Origin of the sequence: Pseudarthrobacter sp. R1 (genome assembly GCF_024494415.1) — a bacterium.
Classification (GTDB): Bacteria; Actinomycetota; Actinomycetes; order Actinomycetales; family Micrococcaceae; genus Arthrobacter.
The window spans coordinates 1-18391 of the sequence record NZ_JAMKFI010000005.1 but is presented as its reverse complement, the minus strand read 5'-3'; the positions used below and the strand labels follow the sequence as shown (position 1 = coordinate 18391).

Genomic DNA, 18391 nt, shown 5'->3' with positions numbered 1-18391 from the left:
CACCCACAGTAGGCGTGTGAGCCGCATCTCAAGGAGGTGCAAAGTGACCTATAGTGTTCACCCATGAGACGTAATGCACCAGCTATCGACAGCCCCGACCAGCTGGACGCGGTCACGCTGGGGCAGTTCCTCGCGGCACTGCCCGCGGAAGTAAGGATGGTGCACGACGCCGGGAATGGCCAGGTGCCCCTGCGCTGGGTGGAGCCGAGCGAGCTGGAAGACCCCACCCCCTATCTGCTGGACGGGGAGTTTGTCCTTACCGCCGGCCTGCCGTTCCGTGACGGCGGCTACGATGACGCCGGCACGGACGGGAGCCACAGCGTCCCCCGGGTTCAGGAATATGTCCGCCGGCTGGTTGATGCAGGAGTGGCTGCCCTGGGCTTTGGCCTGCAGCCTTATTACGACGCCGTTCCGAACCACGTGGTTGCGGCCTGCCGGCAGTACGGGCTCACTTTGGTGGAGGTGCCCGCCACCGTGCCGTTTGCCGCCCTGGGCCTGGAATTCTCCAAGCTGCTTGAGTCCGGCAATGCACAGGTGTTCCGGCAGCTGGCGGAAACCAACCGCCACCTCATGCGCGCAGTGCTTTCGGCCCGGCCGGAACACGAGCTGCTGGCGGCACTGATCCAGCGCGTTCCGGTGTGGGCCGTCCTCTTTGGCGCCGACGGCCGCGTCCGCGCCCGAGCGGGCGCCGCCGTCGACACCGCCCAGCTTCAGCCCCTCCTCAAGAAACTCCTCACCGGGAGCGGCCCCCGCGTGGAAACGGAAACTTTTGACGCCCCGGGCCCGGCGCTGGTGTTCGGCCACCCGCTCCGCAGCACCAAGGACGCTACGCTGGGCAGCCTGGTGCTGGGCGCGGACAAGGCACTGACCCCCGCCCAGAACAGTGTGGTCTCATCAGTTGTGGGGCTTCTTGAACTCCTGGTCCGCCAACGCACCAGCGGATCCCTGGCACCCAGCCAGCTGGCCACCGCCCTGCTCCTGCGCCCCGAGAGCCTGGCCGCCGGCAACACCCGGCAACTGAACGTGCTGAAGGACCTGCTGGCACAAAGCGTCGCGGGAACCCGGTCCGGCCCGGTCCGGGTGGTCCAGGGCCTCCGGTGGGCCGGTGCCCCCGCCGCGGAGGACGGGCCGGTGCGGGAGCTGCTGCAGTGGCGCCGGATTTTCGACAGCAAAATGGTGGAACTGACCGATTACGGATTCGCCGCAGTCACCAGGCTGAAGGTGGATGACCAGTTGATGGCCGAGGTGGAGCAGCTGGGCTGGCGCCTGGTGGTGGGTGAGCCCACTGAACTGTCCGGCCTGCCGGAAACCTACCGGCGGGCCACCTCGCTCCGGGCCCGCGTGCTGGCCACGGGGAAAAGCGCGCGGGTGGAAGAGGTGACCTGGTCAGTGACCGGCCTGCTGGGCAATGAGGCCGGGACCATTCTTGCGGGAAAGCTTTTGGCACCCGTCCTGGAACTGGAGCCCGAACGCCGTGATGTCCAGCTCCGCGTCCTCCGTGCCTGGCTGGCCGCGAATGGAAGCTGGGACGCCACGGCCAAGGATTTGGGCCTGCACCGGAACAGCGTGCGGCGCCAGGTAAATGCCATCGCGGAACTGTTGGAGCTGGACCTGGGCCAGGCCCAGTCCAGGGCGGAGCTTTGGATTGCGCTGCAGTATGCGGACGGCCCGGTAGCAGAAAACCCTTAGCCGCCCCAGGAGCGGTAGAGATCAGGCCGGCGTTCGTTGAGGTACGGCACGTCTCCGCGCGCCCTGGTTGCGGCGCCTTCGTCCAGTTCCGCGAAAAGGAGCTGCGGTTCCTCGCCTGCCGCGGCCAGCAACCTGCCGTCCGGCCCGGCGATGACGCTGCCGCCGAGGAACCTGCAGCCCTCCTCCACGCCCGAGTGATTGGCGTAGGCAATGGACAGCTGGCTTTCCAGCGCGCGCGCCCGCAGCAACACCTGCGGGACGTCGTCATACCCGTGCGCGAGCGCAGTTGGCACCAGGAGCAGTTCGGCTCCGGCCACAGCGGCTGCCCGGACTGCTTCGGGGAATTCAACGTCGTAGCAAATCACCATGGAGGTGCGGACACCATTGAAATCCACGACGGCGGGAGGCTGGGCCGCCGGGCTGAAGGCAGCACGTTCGTCGGGGCCAAAAAGGTGCACCTTTGCGTAGCTGAGCAAAGTATCGCCGCCGGCGTCAAGAAGCGTGGCACTGATGTGCCACTCCCCTTGACCGGTGAGCTGGGGAAGGCTGTACACCAGGCCTATGTTGTGGCGGCGTGCCATGGTGGCCAGCTTCGCGTGCAGCCCGGGCAGGGAGTCGGGATCCAGCTCTGCGCGGACCCGGCGGGGTGCATAACCCACGGGAAAGAGTTCTGGCGTCACCAGGACTGCAGCGCCGGCAGCAGCAGCGGCCTCTGCCGCTGCGTCAATGGCGGCACAGTTGGCATCCATATCCATCACAACGGCGTTCGCCTGCAGGAGTGCCAGCAACACAGCGGCCACCTTCCATCGTCGGAACTGGCCCTCGAAGGAAGGCCTTAGTTCAGACTAGCGACGGCCCGTGCTGGACAAGCGGGGTCTTTTGCACCTCCGTCGCGGCCTAAGCGGGCACAATATCCTGTTTGCTTCCAGGTCTTTTGCAGGCCCCATTGCGTTAACTTCTTGACTACAAGAGTTGGAATGAGGCAATCTTCTAAGCATGCCCGCAACTTCGCGCTCAACGAGGAGCAAACCTAAAAATCCCGGCTCGCAATCCGCGCTCAGGCAACTGAACCAGCAACGGATCATCGAGTCGCTGATGGGCGGGCCCTCCACGCAGGCAGAACTGGCGCGGCAGACCGGTCTCTCCACCGCAACAGTCTCCAACATCGTCAAGATCATGCTTGATTCAGGCCTGGCATCCACGGAGCCGATCACCAGTTCCGGCCGGCGGGCGCTCAACGTCAGGCTCAACAGCAATGGCGCGGTGGCAGTGGGGATTGACTTTGGCCGCCGGCATCTGCGGGTGGTCCTGGCCTCGCTGAGCTATCACGTCATTGCCGAGGAATCCGTCACGCTGCCGCTGGGCCACCAGGCCGAGGAGGGCATCCAGGCGGCAGTGGTCCTGCTCGAGAAGCTCCTGGACGAAAACGGGATTGCGCGCAGCGCAGTGGTGGGCGCCGGCGTCGGAATTCCAGGACCGATCGACCGGCGCACCGGCACCGTGGCCCAGGGAGCCATCCTCCCCGAATGGGTGGGCATCAGCATCCTCCAGCACATGGAGGAACGGCTCAAAATCCCCGTCTTCGTTGACAACGACGCCAACCTGGGCGCCTGGTCCGAGGTGACATGGGGGCAGCACACCGGGGTCAGCAACCTGCTGTTCATCAAGATCGGGTCCGGCATTGGGGCGGGCCTGATCCTCAATGGGGCACCCTATTACGGCAACGTGGGGATCACGGGTGAAATCGGCCATGCCACCATCCACGAACAGGGACTCGTGTGCCGCTGCGGCAACCGCGGCTGCCTGGAGACGATCGCTTCCACCACCACCATGATCGAACTCCTCAGCCGTGGCGAGGACCGTCCGCTCACCCCTGCGGACATCGTGCGCAAGGCCCTGGCCCGCGACTCGGCAACTCTTCGGGTGCTGGACGACGCGGGGCTCGCCGTCGGCCGCGCGCTCGGTAACGTCGCCAACCTGATCAACCCTGAGGTGATCGTCGTCGGGGGGCCTCTGGCGGGCCTCGGCAACCTCCTCCTGGACCCGATCAAGAGGGGCCTGGTAAGGCACGCCGTCCCCGTCATAGGGGAAACGACAGAATTGGCGATGTCCTCCCTGGGTGACCGCGCCGAGGCCCTGGGAGCGGCAGCGTTGGTGTTCCAACACGCCGGGATCCGGAAGACCTAGACCGTTTCGTTACCTGCCATATGCGTTAAAGACTTGACGACAACCGGCGTGATCCAGTTTACTTTTTCATCAGACGGCCCTGCGCTTTGCCGGCCGGACAAAGAAGTCATTGCATTGGAGGGTTAGGGCAACATGACGTCCCAGACCACGCAAAACGAGCCGATCATCCTCGAGATGCGGTCCATTACGAAGGAATTCCCCGGCGTTAAAGCGTTGGATAACGTGAGCCTGCGGGTGAAGGCCGGTGAGATCCACGCCATCTGTGGCGAGAACGGTGCCGGCAAGTCCACCCTGATGAAGGTCCTCTCGGGCGTCTACCCCTATGGGAGCTACGACGGCGACATCGTCTACCAGGGCCAGGTCCAGCAGTTCCGGGACATCCGTGCCAGCGAACACGCGGGCATCGTGATCATCCACCAGGAACTCGCGCTGATCCCGGAGCTCTCCATCATGGAGAACATCTTCCTCGGCAACGAGCCCACCAAGCGCGGCGTCATCGACTGGGCCGAAGCCCGGCTGCGTTCCCTGGACCTGCTGGCCCGCGTGGGCCTGCGCGAGGACCCGGATACGCCGATCAAGGAAATCGGCGTCGGCAAGCAGCAGCTCGTGGAAATCGCCAAGGCACTGAACAAATCCGTGAAGATCCTCATTTTGGACGAGCCAACGGCGGCACTGAACGAGTCCGATTCACAGCACCTGCTGGACCTGATGCTCGGCCTGAAGGCGAAGGGCATTACAAGCATCATCATTTCGCACAAGCTCAATGAGATTGAACAGATCGCCGATTCCATCACCATCATCCGTGACGGCAAATCCATCGAGACGTTGAATGTAAAGGCCGACGGCGTCGACGAGGACCGCATCATCAAGGGCATGGTGGGCCGCACGCTGGAATCCCGCTTCCCGGAGCACACTCCGAAAATCGGCGAAGTGTTCTTCGAGGTCAAGGACTGGAACGTTGCCCACCCCAACGTCCAGGACCGGCTGGTATGCAAGAACTCCAGCTTCTTCGTCCGCCGGGGCGAGATCGTGGGCTTCGCCGGGCTCATGGGAGCAGGACGCACCGAATTGGCCCGGTCCGTGTTCGGACGCTCCTACGGCCGGTTCGTCAGCGGCCAGATCTATAAGGACGGGAAAGAGATCACCCTTAAATCCGTCCGCCAGGCCATTGACGCCGGGCTCGGCTACGTCACCGAGGACCGGAAATCCCTGGGACTGAACCTGCTGGACGACATCAAGACCACTACGGTGGCGGCCAACCTGCGGAAGATCAGCCGTAATTCCGTTGTGGACCCGAACCAGGAATTCACGGTGGCTGAGCAGTACCGCAAATCGCTGCGGACCAAGACCCCGTCAGTGGAGGAAGGCGTAGCCAAGCTCTCCGGCGGCAACCAGCAAAAGGTGGTCCTCGCGAAATGGATGTTCACGGACCCTGACCTGCTGATCCTGGACGAACCGACCCGCGGCATTGACGTGGGCGCCAAGTACGAGATCTACGGCATCATCCAGCAGCTCGCCAACCAGGGCAAGGGAGTCATCGTCATCTCCTCGGAGCTCCCCGAGCTCCTGGGCCTTTCCGACCGTATCTACACCATCTTCGAAGGCGCCATCACCGGTGTCCTGAATAAAGACGAGGCCAGCCAGGAGAGCCTGATGAAACTGATGACCTCCGCCCGCAAAGCCGAAGCCGCCTGACCCTCTGGATTATCCAGACCTTCCGGACACAAGGACTGACACCATGAACGCCCTCAAGAAGCTGTTTGGCGGCAACACCCGCCAATTCGGCATGATCTTCGCCCTGGTAGCACTGATCATCTTCTTCCAGATCGCCACCGACGGCCGGACCCTCACTCCCGGCAACGTCATTAACCTCTTCAACGGCAACTCCTACATCCTGATCCTGGCCATCGGCATGGTCCTGGTCATCATTGCCGGCCACATCGACCTCTCGGTAGGTTCCGTGGCAGCATTCGTCGGCGTCACCGTTGCCCTGGCAATCCGCGACTGGGGGATCCCCTGGTACGCCGGTGTGCTCCTGGGCCTGGCGCTCGGCGCGGTGATTGGCGCCTGGCAGGGCTGGTGGACAGCATATGTGGGAATACCGGCGTTCATCGTCACCCTGGCCGGCATGCTCCTGTTCCGTGGCTTCAACCAGTTCGTCGGCAAGTCCAACACCATCCCGGTCCCCAGCGACTTCCAGTACCTGGGCGCCGGTTACCTCCCCGAAGTGGGACCCGACACCGGATTCAACAACCTGACCCTGGTGCTGGGCATCGCCGCAGTTGCGTTCGTGGTGTGGAGCGAGCTCCGCTCCCGTGCCCGCGCCAAAGCCCTCGGCGCCGAAGTCCCGGAAATGTGGGTGACTGCCCTGAAGCTGGTCCTGATCGGCGGCGCCATCCTTTACGCCACCTACCTGTTCGCCACCGGCCGGCCGGGCACCTCCTTCCCCATCCCCGGCCTGATCCTGGCTGTACTGGTCCTGGTCTACGGCTTCGTCTCCTCACGCACCATCCTCGGCCGGCATGTCTACGCCGTCGGCGGCAACCGGCACGCAGCCGAGCTGTCCGGCGTCCAATCCAAGAAGGTCAACTTCCTGGTCATGATGAACATGTCCATCCTGGCCGGCCTGGCCGGCATGATCTTCGTGGGCCGGTCCACCGCCTCAGGCCCGTTCGACGGCGTCGGCTGGGAACTTGATGCGATCGCAGCAGTCTTCATCGGCGGCGCTGCGGTCACAGGCGGCGTGGGTACCGTCGTCGGGTCCATCATTGGAGGCCTGGTGATGGCTGTGCTGAACAACGGCCTGCAGCTCCTGGGCATCGGCGCCGACCTCACCCAGATCATCAAGGGCCTGGTGCTCCTGATCGCGGTCGCCTTCGACGTCTACAACAAGAGCCAGGGCAAAAAGTCGATCATCAGCCTGCTGATGAGGAACGTCGGGGGCGGCCGCGCCGGCGGCGGACCCAGCAACCCGCTCCAGCCCGACGAGACCACCTCCACCAAGGAAGCGATCGCCAGGGAAGCCTGAGCCTTGCAGCCTGAATCGCGTTACACCACCACAAAGAAAGAGAACCAACAATGAGAATGTTTGGTAAAGCAGGAAAGGCCGCAGCGGTAGCTGCCATCGCAGCGCTGACGCTGACGGGCTGCGGCCGCTCCGAGCCCAGCACGGGCGGCGGAACCGAAGGCGCCGGTGGGTTCGAGCAGGACGCCTCCATCGCCGTTGCACTTCCGCAGAAGACCAGTGAAAACTGGGTCCTCGCCGAAAAGCTGTTCAACGACGGCCTCAGCGAGGCCGGATTCAAGCCTGATGTCCAGTTCGCGAATGCCGGTGTTTCCGAGCAGCAGAACCAAATCAGCGCCATGATCACCAAGAATCCCAAAGTCCTCATCGTCGGGGCTGTCGACGGCACCCAGCTGGGCACCCAGCTGAAGCAGGCCAAGGATGCCGGCGCCACCATCATCGCGTACGACCGCCTGCTGCTGAACACCGAAAACGTGGACTACTACGTGGCTTACGACAACTTTAAGGTGGGCGAGCTCCAGGGCCAGGCACTGCTGGAAGGCCTGAAGGCCAAGAAGCCGAACGGCCCCTACAACATCGAACTGTTCGCCGGCTCCCCCGACGATGCCAACGCCAAGGTCTTCTTTGATGGCGCAATGAGCGTCCTGAAGCCGAAGATCGATGACGGCACCCTCAAGGTCCTCTCCGGCCAGACCAGCTTCGAACAGGCCGTAACCCAGGCGTGGAAGGGCGAGAACGCCCAGCGCCGTGCCGACACCCTGATCAGTGGCAGCTACACCACCGAACCCCTGGACGGCGTCCTGTCACCGAACGATCTCCTGGCCCGCTCAATTCTGACGTCCGTGAAGGCCGCCGGCAAGCCGACCCCCGTGATCACAGGCCAGGACTCCGAGGTGGAGTCGGTCAAGTCGATCCTGGCAGGCGAGCAGTACTCCACCATCAACAAGGACACCCGGAAGCTCGTTGAGCACGCCATCACCATGGCGAAGGACCTCCAGGCCGGCAAGGAACTGGAAATCAACGACAAGGATTCCTACAAGAACGGCGTGAAGACCGTCCCGGCCTACCTGCTGGAACCGGTCATCGTGACCTCTGCCAACGTGAAGACGGCCTACGTGGACGATCCGGTACTCGGACCGATCACCAAGTAAGCACTCTGATCACTGGAGAAGCCCGGTCCCCATTTCGGGGGCCGGGCTTTTCCGTGCCCTGGCCCGGCGGCCCCCCGTCCTACCCATTTCCAACGCTCCATCACATGCTGTCCCCTCTCCACGGACGCCCCATCACTTTTCGTCCCGCTTCGGCCGCCGACCCTCCATCACTTCCTGCCGGTAATATCCGAAGCACCCGCGCATTGCAGTGAGAGGATGGGCACCATGAGTGCGCCTATCGCCAAGCCGTGGTTGTCCAGCCAGTCCGATCAGGATCCCCGTTCCGCTACAGGAACTCCCCTTCGCTGGGGTGTCATCGCCACTGGCGGAATTGCCCGCTCGGTGTCCCAGGACCTGGCGCTGCTCGCCGATGCAGAACTGTATGCCGTCAGCTCCCGGGGGCAGGACACAGCCGATGCCTTTGCCGTCGCATACGACTTTGCCAAAGCCTACGGGGACGACGGCGGCGTCCGCGGCTACGAGCGACTGCTCGCCGACGATGCGGTGGACGTGGTGTACGTGGCAACGCCGCATGCGCAGCATTATGAAGTTGTGCTGGCGGCGCTCAATGCCGGCAAACACGTCCTGTGCGAAAAGGCGTTCACCGTCAACGCCAGGGAAGCCGCCGAGCTCATCGAGGTTGCCCGGTCCCGGAAGCTCTTCCTGATGGAGGCAGTCTGGAGCCGGTTCCTGCCGGCAATGCAGCGGGCTTTCGAAATCGCCACCTCAGGCGAAATCGGGGACATCCACTGGGTGACTGCCGACCTCGGCTTCCCTGCCCCCTACTCACCCGCTGCCAGGCTCTGGGCCAGGCAGGACGGTGGCGGCGCGCTTCTCGATCTTTCGGTTTACCCCCTGCTCTGGGCGCTGGGAACCCTCGGGTTTCCCCAGACAGTAAGTGCCACAGGACATGTAAATGACGACGGCGTTGACGCCCAGAATGCGATGACCCTCGGCTACAACCACGGAGCGCAGGTGCAGCTCACGTCGTCGCTGCTCGCATATGGCCCGCGCACGGCCACCGTCGCCGGCAGCAAGGGTTTCCTGCAGAGCATCGGATCCATCAACAACCCGCGGGAACTGGTCATTGGAACAGGATGGGACGAACGCCGGGTCGAATCCTTTGACGTCGTGGGACGTGGATACACATACGAGCTGCGCGAGGTGACGCGCTGCGTTCAGCAGGGGCTCACGGAGAGCCCCGTGATGCCGCTGGAGGACACGTTGAACACCATGCGCCTCTTTGACGGAGTGCGGGCGCAGCTGGGCGTCAGCTACCCCAATGATGAGCGGCAAACGACAAAGGTGACACAGCCGTAAACTGCGGCAAAAGAACGTCAACGCCGTGACAACGCTCCTGGCTGCTGTCACGGGACGGAAGATAAGCAGCGGCATTTAGTCGAATTGTTGGGTGAATTTCCTAGACTTTCTGCAACATTCGGTCTTACCCTGTAGGCATCCGTCGATTTCAACGGTACTGGGGGTGGTACGCATGGCTAAGGCTCGTTCTCCGTGGCGTGCCCTGCGTCCTGTGCTCCTGGCCGGCGCGGTGACCCTTACGTGGCTGACGTTTTCATCTCCAGCGGCTTCGGCAGATGCGCTTTCTGATACCACGTCCCTGTTGGGCGGCGTCACGAGTTCGGTGTCGTCGGTAACAGAAAAACTTGCCGTGCCTGCACCCGCCGCCCCATCTACACCTCCGGCTGCTGCATCCTCTACAGGGCTGCTTCAACCAGTAGTGGGCCAACTGTCGGGGCTAGCGGACCATATCGTCTCGGCGGTACCGGTTGTGAACCAGGTGGTTCCCACTGGTACCGTTACGGCTGTCTCCGCTCCTATCGCTGGAGTTGCGGACGGGGCCACTGCGGGCCTTGTTGACGTTGTCGTTCCACCCGTTGCCGCGGCTGTTCCTGTTCTTGAACCCGTTCTGGAGCCCGTCTCTGACCTGGCGACAGGTAACGCTCCCCTACCCGTAGCGGTTCCTGAACTGCCCGTCGTTCCGGTCGATGCTGACACCTCCGGTGGCGCCACGGTCGTCACAGATGACCCCGCTGCTGCCGGGAATTTGGGCGCAGCTACCGAAAGCCCAACACCTTCCGGCGTGCCCGTTGTTGACGCTGTGAAAGGACCCGGTCTCGCCGTCTCCCCTGTCGGTACCGTTGCCCTTACGGGTATCGCGCCGGTTCTTTGGGTTGCAGACGCAGCATCTGGCGTTGAGGCAGAGCAGCAGGACATTGCGGACCCTTCGCCCGTCCATGCCCAGGCTCCTGCCGCTCCCGGTTCGGGGGCGGGAAGTGGGGCCTCCACATCCGGCTCCTCGGGTTCCGCGGCATGGTTGAGCACCTTCACGTTTGACCTTCCTTTTGCCGGTGCCGTCCGCGCTGGCGAGACCTCTGAGAACGTCCCTGCGCCGGTGTCTTACGACCCCGGCTCCTCTCCTGACTAGTTGAGACCCGTCTGCCCATGTCGGGCAGAACGCGGCATTACGGGTTGCTGACAGCGCCCTTACCTCAACTTTTCAGGAGACATCATCATGAGTTCCAACCTTCGCAGGGGGATGCTCGGCACCCTCTTTGCCGGTGGGCTACTGGCCTTCGGCTGCACCGCGGCGAACGCCGCGGACACCACCAGCGGATCGGATCTTTCCGCATCTGCCCTCATCTCGGCGGAGACGTCCGCTGACACGGCGTCGTTGGGCCTGCTGGGTGGCCCAACGCCGTCAGAGTCAACGGGCGTCGCCGCCGTAGTCGACCTCGACCTCGGTCTCGGTAGTGCCGGCACCGACGCAACTACGCCGACCACGACCGATCTCGCGGTCGCAGCAGATGTCGTGGTCGACCTCGGGAACGCAACCGGCCAAACCAGCAGCCCCGACCTCACCGCGGCAGCCGTCGTAGACCTAGGTCTCGGCAACGCCGCTACAGCCGGAACCGCACCAACCACGACCGATCTCGCGGTCGCAGCAGATGTCGTGGTCGACCTCGGGAACGCAACCGGCCAAACCAGCAGCCCCGACCTCGGCGCGGCAGCCGTCGTAGACCTAGGTCTCGGCAACGCCGCTACAGCCGGAACCGCACCAACCACGACCGATCTCGCGGTCACAGCAGATGTCGTGGTCGACCTCGGGAACGCAACCGGCCAAACCAGCAGCCCCGACCTCGGCGCGGCAGCCGTCGTAGACCTAGGTCTCGGCAACGCCGCTACAGCCGGAACCGCACCAAGCACGACGGATCTCGCAGTCGCAGCAGACGCTGCAGTCGACCTGGGGGCAGTCGCAGGGGACGGCACCACGGGCGTACCCAACGCCGCTGTGGATGCAATCGTGGATGTCAGCCTCGGCGGAACCAACGGAACCAACGGCACCACCAGCGGACTCAACGCCGCCGTAGACGCAGCAGTCAACCTTGGGACCGTCACAGGCACGGACCTCACCACCGGCGTACCCAACGCCGCTGTGGATGCAGTCGTGGATGCCAATCTTGGCGGCACCAGCGGAACCGGCACCAACGCCGCTCTCGTGGACGCCCTCGTCGACGTCAACCTCGGCGGCACCAGCGGAACCGGCACCAACGGCGCTCTCGTGGATGCCCTCGTCGAGGTCAACCTCGGCGGCACCAACGCCGTTCTCGTGGACGCCCTGGTTGACGCCGCCGTCGGCATCAACCTCGGCGGCACCAACGGAACCGACACCACCAGCGGACTCGACGCCGCCGTAGACGCAGGAATCGGTATTGGAACAGGCACTACCGGTAGCACGGGTGGACTGGCTGCAGTCGTTGACTTGGGGCTGGACCTTGGCCTCGGGCTGGGCAGTGACGGCAATGGCACGGAAAACCCAGGCACGGGCACGCCGGGCACGGAGAACCCGGGAACCGGGACTCCCGGTGACGGAAACACCGGAGGCACCGGCACCCTTGACCCCGGGACCAATGCTCCAGGCACGAACACACCCGGCACCGACAATGGCACCGACAGTGGCACCGGAAACGGCACTACCGGTTCGAACAACGGTTCTGACACCGGCACGGCAGGCACCGGCGGCTTGTCCGCGGCCCCGGCAGGTTCCACCGCAGTCGGCGGCGCCATCTCCGTGGACACCACTCCTCGCAGCACCCCTGCGCAGGGTGGCGCCGCCGAGGGTGCCAACGCCTTGGCCAAGACGGGCGTGGACGTTTCCCTGGTCCCGCTGGCCCTGCTGCTTCTGGTGGCAGGAATCCTCCTGATGCTCCGCAAGCGCAGGGTGTCCTAGGACAACTAAGGCTTGCTGACGGTGCCTGCACCATGCGCCTGAAGCGGCAGCAGCAAGCAGGCTGAGCGGAAGGAGGACCCGCAAAAGACAAAACGCAACCACACGAATCAACGCAAACATGTCATCAGCACACATGTCCTTGTGGCCGGTGGTCCGGCGGCGAAATAGTTACACGGTTCGCCGCCGGACCGTCGGCGTGTCACAGAACGGAAGCCGAGGCCAATCGTCCGTTTACCCCACCGCCCGTATAATTTGTTGTACGACAGTGCCGCAGCGCACCGGGAGGAACGGGTTATGGTGGCGGAATCGCCTAGCTCCATCAAGAATGAAGTGGTTGGCGGACGTTATCGGTTGGGTGAGGTTATTGGCCGCGGTGGAATGTCGTCCGTTTACTGTGCCCGGGATGAAAATCTGGGCCGCGACGTTGCCCTGAAGCTCTTTGCCCCGCAGGCACCGGACGCCGACGAGTTGAAGCGGCAGGAAGCAGAGATCCAGCTTCTGGCGACGCTGAACCACCCGGGATTGGTGACCCTGTTCGACGCCGGTATCGATACCCGCGTCCCCGACGAGCCGAGGCCTTTCCTCACCATGGAACTCGTGGACGGCCAGGACCTGCGCACCAGGATCCGGCACAGCCGAGTCCCGCTGGAGGAACTCGCAGTCATCGGTGCAGGCATCGCCGACGCGCTGGCGTATGTCCACGGTCTTGGGATCATCCACCGCGACATCAAACCTGCCAATATCCTGCTGGTACAGATCCGCCCCGGGGAGCCACTGCGTCCGAAGCTCACGGACTTCGGCATTGCCCGGATTGCGGACTCCACACGGCTAACCGCCACGGGAACAATGGTGGGCACTGCCGCTTACCTCAGCCCTGAGCAGGCCCTGGGCCAGCCCCTCTCCCCCGCGACCGACATCTACTCCCTCGGCCTTGTGCTGCTCGAATGCATCAAGGGCACGATTGAATATCCTGGCGGCGCAGTTGAATCTGCCGTGGCCCGCCTCCACCGCGCTCCCGAGATTCCAGAAGACCTGCCGCCTGAATGGGCTGACCTGATTCGTTCCATGACGGCCATCGAACCGCTGGAGCGTCCCGCCGCCGCGGACATCGAAACCGCCCTCAGGCAAGCCTTGGTTTCGCCGGCATCAACCCCGGGAGAACTCGCCCCCGAGACCACGAGGGTTCTGCCGGCAATGCCGTTCCACCCGCCCTCCATCACTGCTGAGGAATCGGTGGATGAACTGCGTGAGGCGGCAGGACCAGTGGGTGATGCTTCACCGGTTGCCCCTGGGCAAGGGACTAAGGGCAAACAGCCCCGAAAGGAGCGCCCCACAGAGTCCCGGCGCAGGCGCCTGTGGCTGGCAGTGCTTCTCGCGGCGGTGCTGATAGCTGCCGCCACAGCGGCCGTGTTGGCGAGCCTGTCCGCCCAGTCCACGCCCGACGTCGTGCCCTACCCCACGGTGACCGGCATCCTTGGTGACCACCTCGAGGAACTTCAAAAGAGCGTGGAGCCATGAGGACCGTGAGGCACACCCCGGGTGGCGGTCAGAAGCGGGTGGTGATCTGGACGGCGGCCGTGCTTACGGTCGGGCTGCTGGCTGGCTGCTCTCCCAGCGACCCAGGCCTGCAGCCCGCCACTGCGCGTCAGCTCCAGGCGCGGGTCCTGGAAGTGAGCGAGGCTTCCTCGAGGAATGATCCCGCCACAGCCATGAAAGCCCTCGAAGGTTTTGAGGCGGAGCTGGCCGCGGCACAGGGCAAGGGTCAGGTTTCCGAGGAGCGGCGCCAGACCATCACCACCATCGCAGCGGCCGTCCGCGCCGACTTGGAACAAGCTATCGCGGCGGCGGCGAAGGCAGCCGAAGACGCGAAAACCACGGCGGAACAAGCGCCCGCCGAGACGGCGGCACCATCCACCGGGACGCCGTCACCGGCTCCGGCCCCCGTGTCCGCCTCCGCTCCGGCCACCGCGTCTGCCTCCGCATCTGAGTCCGGAAATGATGACGATAAGAGGGACAACGAGGGCAAAGGGAAAGGCAAAGACTGAACGCCGGCCATCAACGCACGACGACGTCGCTTAAGCAGCGAGCGACGCCGTCGTTCCAGCCCCAACAGCAAGGAGGCGGCGCCCCAGGAATAAACCCGGGGCGCCGCCTCCTTCGCGTTGCCGGGCCAGCTGCCGCCGCAGCCCTAACCTAGCTCAGGGTGGCGAGAACCTTGTTCAGCGTCGCGGACGGGCGCATCACGGCGGAAGCCTTGGCGTCGTCCGGGTTGTAGTAGCCCCCGATGTCCACCGGCGAGCCCTGGACCTCGGCCAGCTCGCCCACGATCGTTTCCTCCTTCGAGGAGAGCTCCCCGGCGATGGAACTGAACGAGGCGGCCAGCTCGGCGTCGTCCGTCTGCTTGGCCAGTTCCTCTGCCCAGTAGCGGGCCAGGAAGTAGTGGCTGCCACGGTTGTCCAGCTCACCGGCACGGCGGCTGGGCGACTTGTTTTCCAGCAGGAAGGTGCCGGTGGCCCGGTCCAGGGTATCGGCGAGGACCTGGGCGCGGGCGTTGCCCGTGGTGGTGGCCAGGTGCTCGAAGCTGACGGCCAGGGCCAGGAACTCACCCAGGCTGTCCCAGCGCAGGTGGTTTTCCTTGAGCAGCTGCTGGACGTGCTTCGGGGCGGATCCGCCGGCGCCGGTCTCGAACAGTCCGCCGCCGTTCATCAGCGGAACAACCGAAAGCATCTTGGCGCTGGTGCCCAGCTCCAGGATGGGGAACAGGTCAGTGAGGTAGTCGCGGAGCACGTTGCCGGAAACCGAGATGGTGTCCTCGCCCTTGCGGATACGGTCCAGGGTAAAGGCGATGGCCTTCACGGGGGACATGATCCGGATGTCCAGGCCCTCGGTGTCGTGGTCCTTCAGGTACTCGTTGACCTTGGCGATGAGGTTGGCGTCGTGGGCGCGTTCCTCGTCCAGCCAGAACACGGCGGGTGTCTGGGACGCCCGGGCGCGGGTCACGGCCAGCTTGACCCAGTCGCGGATGGGCAGGTCCTTGGTCTGGCAGGCACGCCAGATGTCACCCTCGGAGACCTGGTGTTCGATCAGGACGTTGCCGGAACCGTCCACGATCTGAACGGTGCCGGCTTCCTGGAGTTCGAAGGTCTTGTCGTGGCTGCCGTATTCCTCGGCGGCCTGCGCCATCAGGCCCACGTTCGGCACGGTTCCCATGGTGGTGGGGTCGTAGGCGCCGTTGGCGCGGCAGTCATCAATGACCACCTGGTAGATGCCGGCGTAGGAGCTGTCGGGCAGCACAGCCAGGGTGTCAGCTTCCTTGCCGTCCGGACCCCACATGTGGCCGGAGCTGCGGATCATGGCGGGCATGGACGCGTCCACGATGACGTCGCTGGGAACGTTCAGGGTGGTAATGCCCTTGTCCGAGTCCACCATGGCCAGGGCAGGGCCCTCTTCGAGGCCCTTCTTGATGAGGTTCTGCACGCCTTCGCGCACGTCTTCCGGCAGGTCTTCGAGGCTGCTCAGGATGGCGGCGAGACCGTTGTTGGGGCTGATGCCGGCGGCGGCGAGCTGCTTGCCGTAAGTCTCGAAAAGCTCCGAGAAGTAGGCCTTGACCACGTGGCCGAAGATGATGGGGTCCGAAACCTTCATCATGGTGGCCTTGAGGTGGGCCGAGAACAGAACGCCTTCTTCCTTGGCGCGGGCAACCTGTGCCTTCAGGAACTCGTCCAGGGCTGCCGCGCGCATCACGGTGCCGTCGATGACTTCGCCGGCCAGCACGGGGAAGGCCTTCTTCAGGACCTTCACGGAGCCGTCCTCGCGGACCAGCTGGATGGCGATGGTGCCCTCTGACTCGATGACAACCGACTTCTCGTTGGAGCGGAAGTCGTCCTTGCCCATGGTGGCCACATTGGTCTTGGAGTCCGCGGTCCAGGCGCCCATGGAGTGCGGGTTCTGGCGTGCGTAGTTCTTCACGGACAGGGGTGCGCGGCGGTCCGAGTTGCCTTCACGCAGGACCGGGTTCACGGCGGAGCCCTTGATTTTGTCGTAGCGGGAGCGGACAGCCGTCTCCTCGTCCGAGGAAGGGTTGTCCGGGTAGTCCGGCAGCGCGTAGCCCTGGCCCTGCAGCTCCGCGATGGCTGCCTTCAGCTGCGGGATGGAGGCGCTGATGTTGGGCAGCTTGATGATGTTGGCTTCCGGCGTCTTCGCCAGTTCACCGAGTTCAGCGAGGGCATCACCGATCTGCTGCTCGGGGGTCAGGTAGTCACCGAAAACGGCGATGATGCGGCCGGCGAGCGAAATGTCGCGGGTCTCCACCTCCACACCTGCTGTCGAGGCGAACGCCTCGATGATCGGCAGGAACGAATAGGTAGCCAGCATCGGCGCTTCGTCGGTGTGGGTGTAGATAATCTTGGACATGCGCGGGCGTCTCCCTGTGGGTCGGCTTGGTTGTGAAAATTCGGTCTATTTCACCATCTACAACTTACCCGAGGACGCCGGTTTGAACCCTACTGAGGCGTCAGGATTACCCTGCCGGCTGGCAGGACTACAGCGATGGAGAACGGCCGACGACGTCACGCGCGCGGGAGCCCTGCCGCGGCGGTTCTTTCGGTTCCGGCCAGTGACTAAAGGCGGCGGCAAGCCGTACACGATAGGTCACTAGTATTTACATACTTGTCATGTGACGATAAATTCGCTAAGTCACTCCTGGCCCGTACTGGGGGCCGCACTCCGTTCAGACAGGACAACAATGACACGCACCAGGTCTCTGGCTACCGGCTTCCTGAGCCTCTCAGCCGCCGCCGCTTTGGCACTAAGCACCGCCGGCGGGGCCGCCGCTGCACCGGCCGATTCCGAGGACAAAAAGTACCCGTCTGTAGTCAGTGAAGTCCTGGACGCCGCCGGTGTGGCCGACTACTGGACGTCCGAGCGCATGCGCAGTGCCATTCCCGGGGACGTTTTGGCGGGCAAGGCTCTAGAGAGGGGCAACCGCGCGAGCGCGCTGCTTGTGGAAAAGGGCAAGAAGAGTGAGGCCAAGGCCACCAAGGGCAAGCCGATCATCGCCCAAAGCGAAGCCCCCGTCAAGCACGTCGGCAAGGTCTTCTTCACGCTCGGCAACACCAACTACGTCTGCTCGGGCAACGCCGTCGCCTCCGGCAACAAAAGCACAGTGGCCACAGCCGGGCACTGCCTCAACGAGGGACCCGGCGAATTCGCCACCAACTTCGTTTTCGTGCCAGCGTACGAAAACGGCACCGCCCCCTACGGACAGTGGACCGCCACGTCATTGCACGCACCCACCCAGTGGAGCTCCAAGGGTGACATGGCCTATGACACCGGCTTCGCCGTGGTGGGCCCCAATAAAAGCGGCCAGACCCTGACCGACGTCGTTGGCGGATCCGGAGTGCTCTTCAACCAGCCGTACGGCCTGAACTACAAGGCGTTTGGCTACCCCGCCGCATCACCGTTCAACGGCGAGACCCTCAAGAGCTGCACCGGAACTGCCGGCAGCGACAAGCGCAATCCGCACTTTGGTTCGCAGGGTATTCCGTGCGATATGACAGGCGGATCCTCTGGTGGCCCCTGGTTCATCCAGACGAGCACGGATACCGGTGCCACCGGATACCAGAACTCAATCAACAGCTACGGCTATAACAACGGCTCAGCTGTCATGTATGGCCCCTATTGGGGATCCGTCATCAAGGAGGCCTACGACTTTGCGTCAACACGCTGAGGAAACCCCAGCCGGCGGGGATTCCGTCAGCCACAGCGATGTCACTCAGTCCCGCGAGGAGATCCTCGAGTACTGGACACAGCAGCGGATGGCGGAAGCCAGGCCCCGGGAGCTCCGGCTTCCGCAGGAGGGTCCGGAAACCGGCACCACTGAGCAGGACTAACGAAGGCTGCAGATAACGACGGCGCCTGTCCCCCTAAGCAGGGGACAGGCGCCGTCGTTCATTTTACTGGGGCCACGCCGGCAGGGTTCCCTGGCCGAGCTTGCGAGGTTAGGGAGCCGGTTTGGGCCCACGCCGGCAGGGTTCCCTGGCCGAGCTTGCGAGGTTAGGGAGCCGGTTTGGGCCCACGCCGGCAGGGTTC

General features: G+C 64.2%; 14 protein-coding genes. 12 read left to right on the top strand and 2 right to left on the bottom strand.

Annotated elements, in window-relative coordinates:
* Positions 1-63: 63 nt before the first annotated feature.
* Positions 64-1689 carry a PucR family transcriptional regulator gene (locus M8J71_RS04365; protein WP_256246777.1) on the top strand — a complete coding sequence of 542 codons (1626 nt, stop codon included), beginning with the start codon at positions 64-66 and terminating at the stop codon, positions 1687-1689.
* Here M8J71_RS04365 and M8J71_RS04360 read toward each other — a convergent pair.
* Positions 1686-2480 (bottom strand): nitrilase-related carbon-nitrogen hydrolase, encoded by a 795-nt coding sequence (locus M8J71_RS04360; protein WP_256246776.1) that lies wholly within the window; start codon positions 2478-2480, stop codon positions 1686-1688. The genes M8J71_RS04365 and M8J71_RS04360 overlap by 4 nt on opposite strands.
* A 205-nt stretch (positions 2481-2685) precedes the next feature.
* Between M8J71_RS04360 and M8J71_RS04355 the strand changes: the two genes are divergently transcribed.
* The 9 genes from M8J71_RS04355 to M8J71_RS04315 all read left to right on the top strand — a co-directional run bounded on the left by M8J71_RS04355 (position 2686) and on the right by M8J71_RS04315 (position 14346).
* Positions 2686-3876 (top strand): ROK family transcriptional regulator, encoded by a 1191-nt coding sequence (locus M8J71_RS04355; protein WP_256246775.1) that lies wholly within the window; start codon positions 2686-2688, stop codon positions 3874-3876.
* A 132-nt stretch (positions 3877-4008) separates the two neighbouring features.
* Positions 4009-5571, top strand: a complete 1563-nt coding sequence (gene mmsA, locus M8J71_RS04350; RefSeq protein ID WP_256246774.1) for a multiple monosaccharide ABC transporter ATP-binding protein — start codon at positions 4009-4011, stop codon at positions 5569-5571.
* A gap of 43 nt (positions 5572-5614) precedes the next feature.
* The gene (mmsB, locus tag M8J71_RS04345) at positions 5615-6904 is read left to right on the top strand and encodes a multiple monosaccharide ABC transporter permease (RefSeq protein WP_256246773.1); all 1290 of its coding nucleotides are present in this window, start codon (positions 5615-5617) and stop codon (positions 6902-6904) included.
* Positions 6905-6954: 50 nt separating this feature from the next.
* Positions 6955-8052, top strand: coding sequence for a substrate-binding domain-containing protein (locus tag M8J71_RS04340; RefSeq protein WP_256246772.1), 1098 nt, complete (start codon positions 6955-6957; stop codon positions 8050-8052).
* A 225-nt stretch (positions 8053-8277) separates the two neighbouring features.
* A complete protein-coding gene (locus tag M8J71_RS04335) occupies positions 8278-9372 on the top strand; it encodes a Gfo/Idh/MocA family protein (RefSeq protein ID WP_256246771.1) in 1095 nt (364 codons plus the stop codon).
* A gap of 349 nt (positions 9373-9721) precedes the next feature.
* On the top strand, positions 9722-10498 hold the full coding sequence (locus M8J71_RS04330; protein ID WP_256246770.1) for a hypothetical protein: 777 nt from the start codon (positions 9722-9724) through the stop codon (positions 10496-10498).
* Between the two features lie 87 nt (positions 10499-10585).
* Positions 10586-12301, top strand: coding sequence for a beta strand repeat-containing protein (locus M8J71_RS04325; RefSeq protein WP_256246769.1), 1716 nt, complete (start codon positions 10586-10588; stop codon positions 12299-12301).
* A 294-nt stretch (positions 12302-12595) separates the two neighbouring features.
* On the top strand, positions 12596-13819 hold the full coding sequence (locus tag M8J71_RS04320; protein ID WP_256246768.1) for a serine/threonine-protein kinase: 1224 nt from the start codon (positions 12596-12598) through the stop codon (positions 13817-13819).
* Positions 13816-14346, top strand: coding sequence for an FIMAH domain-containing protein (locus tag M8J71_RS04315; RefSeq protein ID WP_256246767.1), 531 nt, complete (start codon positions 13816-13818; stop codon positions 14344-14346). The genes M8J71_RS04320 and M8J71_RS04315 overlap by 4 nt, the downstream gene beginning before the upstream one ends.
* 148 nt (positions 14347-14494) lie before the next feature.
* On the opposite strand, the gene M8J71_RS04310 is transcribed toward M8J71_RS04315, so the two are convergent.
* Positions 14495-16714, bottom strand: coding sequence for an NADP-dependent isocitrate dehydrogenase (locus M8J71_RS04310; protein WP_256246766.1), 2220 nt, complete (start codon positions 16712-16714; stop codon positions 14495-14497).
* A 331-nt stretch (positions 16715-17045) separates the two neighbouring features.
* Here M8J71_RS04310 and M8J71_RS04305 point away from each other — a divergent pair, with 331 nt between their 5' ends.
* Both M8J71_RS04305 and M8J71_RS04300 read left to right on the top strand, forming a co-directional pair.
* Complete coding sequence (locus tag M8J71_RS04305; RefSeq protein WP_256246765.1) at positions 17046-18029, top strand: trypsin-like serine peptidase; 984 nt, start codon at positions 17046-17048, stop codon at positions 18027-18029.
* A complete protein-coding gene (locus M8J71_RS04300; protein ID WP_256246764.1) occupies positions 18013-18192 on the top strand; it encodes a hypothetical protein in 180 nt (59 codons plus the stop codon). Before M8J71_RS04305 ends, M8J71_RS04300 begins: the two co-directional genes overlap by 17 nt.
* The last annotated feature ends 199 nt before the right edge of the window (positions 18193-18391 follow it).

Coding starts and splice junctions, on each gene's coding strand:
- M8J71_RS04365 (WP_256246777.1), top strand. CDS start 64: ATGAGACGTAATGCACCAGCTATCGACAGCCCCGACCAGCTGGACGCG.
- M8J71_RS04355 (WP_256246775.1), top strand. CDS start 2,686: ATGCCCGCAACTTCGCGCTCAACGAGGAGCAAACCTAAAAATCCCGGC.
- mmsA (WP_256246774.1), top strand. CDS start 4,009: ATGACGTCCCAGACCACGCAAAACGAGCCGATCATCCTCGAGATGCGG.
- mmsB (WP_256246773.1), top strand. CDS start 5,615: ATGAACGCCCTCAAGAAGCTGTTTGGCGGCAACACCCGCCAATTCGGC.
- M8J71_RS04340 (WP_256246772.1), top strand. CDS start 6,955: ATGAGAATGTTTGGTAAAGCAGGAAAGGCCGCAGCGGTAGCTGCCATC.
- M8J71_RS04335 (WP_256246771.1), top strand. CDS start 8,278: ATGAGTGCGCCTATCGCCAAGCCGTGGTTGTCCAGCCAGTCCGATCAG.
- M8J71_RS04325 (WP_256246769.1), top strand. CDS start 10,586: ATGAGTTCCAACCTTCGCAGGGGGATGCTCGGCACCCTCTTTGCCGGT.
- M8J71_RS04320 (WP_256246768.1), top strand. CDS start 12,596: ATGGTGGCGGAATCGCCTAGCTCCATCAAGAATGAAGTGGTTGGCGGA.
- M8J71_RS04315 (WP_256246767.1), top strand. CDS start 13,816: ATGAGGACCGTGAGGCACACCCCGGGTGGCGGTCAGAAGCGGGTGGTG.
- M8J71_RS04310 (WP_256246766.1), bottom strand. CDS start 16,714: ATGTCCAAGATTATCTACACCCACACCGACGAAGCGCCGATGCTGGCT.
- M8J71_RS04305 (WP_256246765.1), top strand. CDS start 17,046: ATGACACGCACCAGGTCTCTGGCTACCGGCTTCCTGAGCCTCTCAGCC.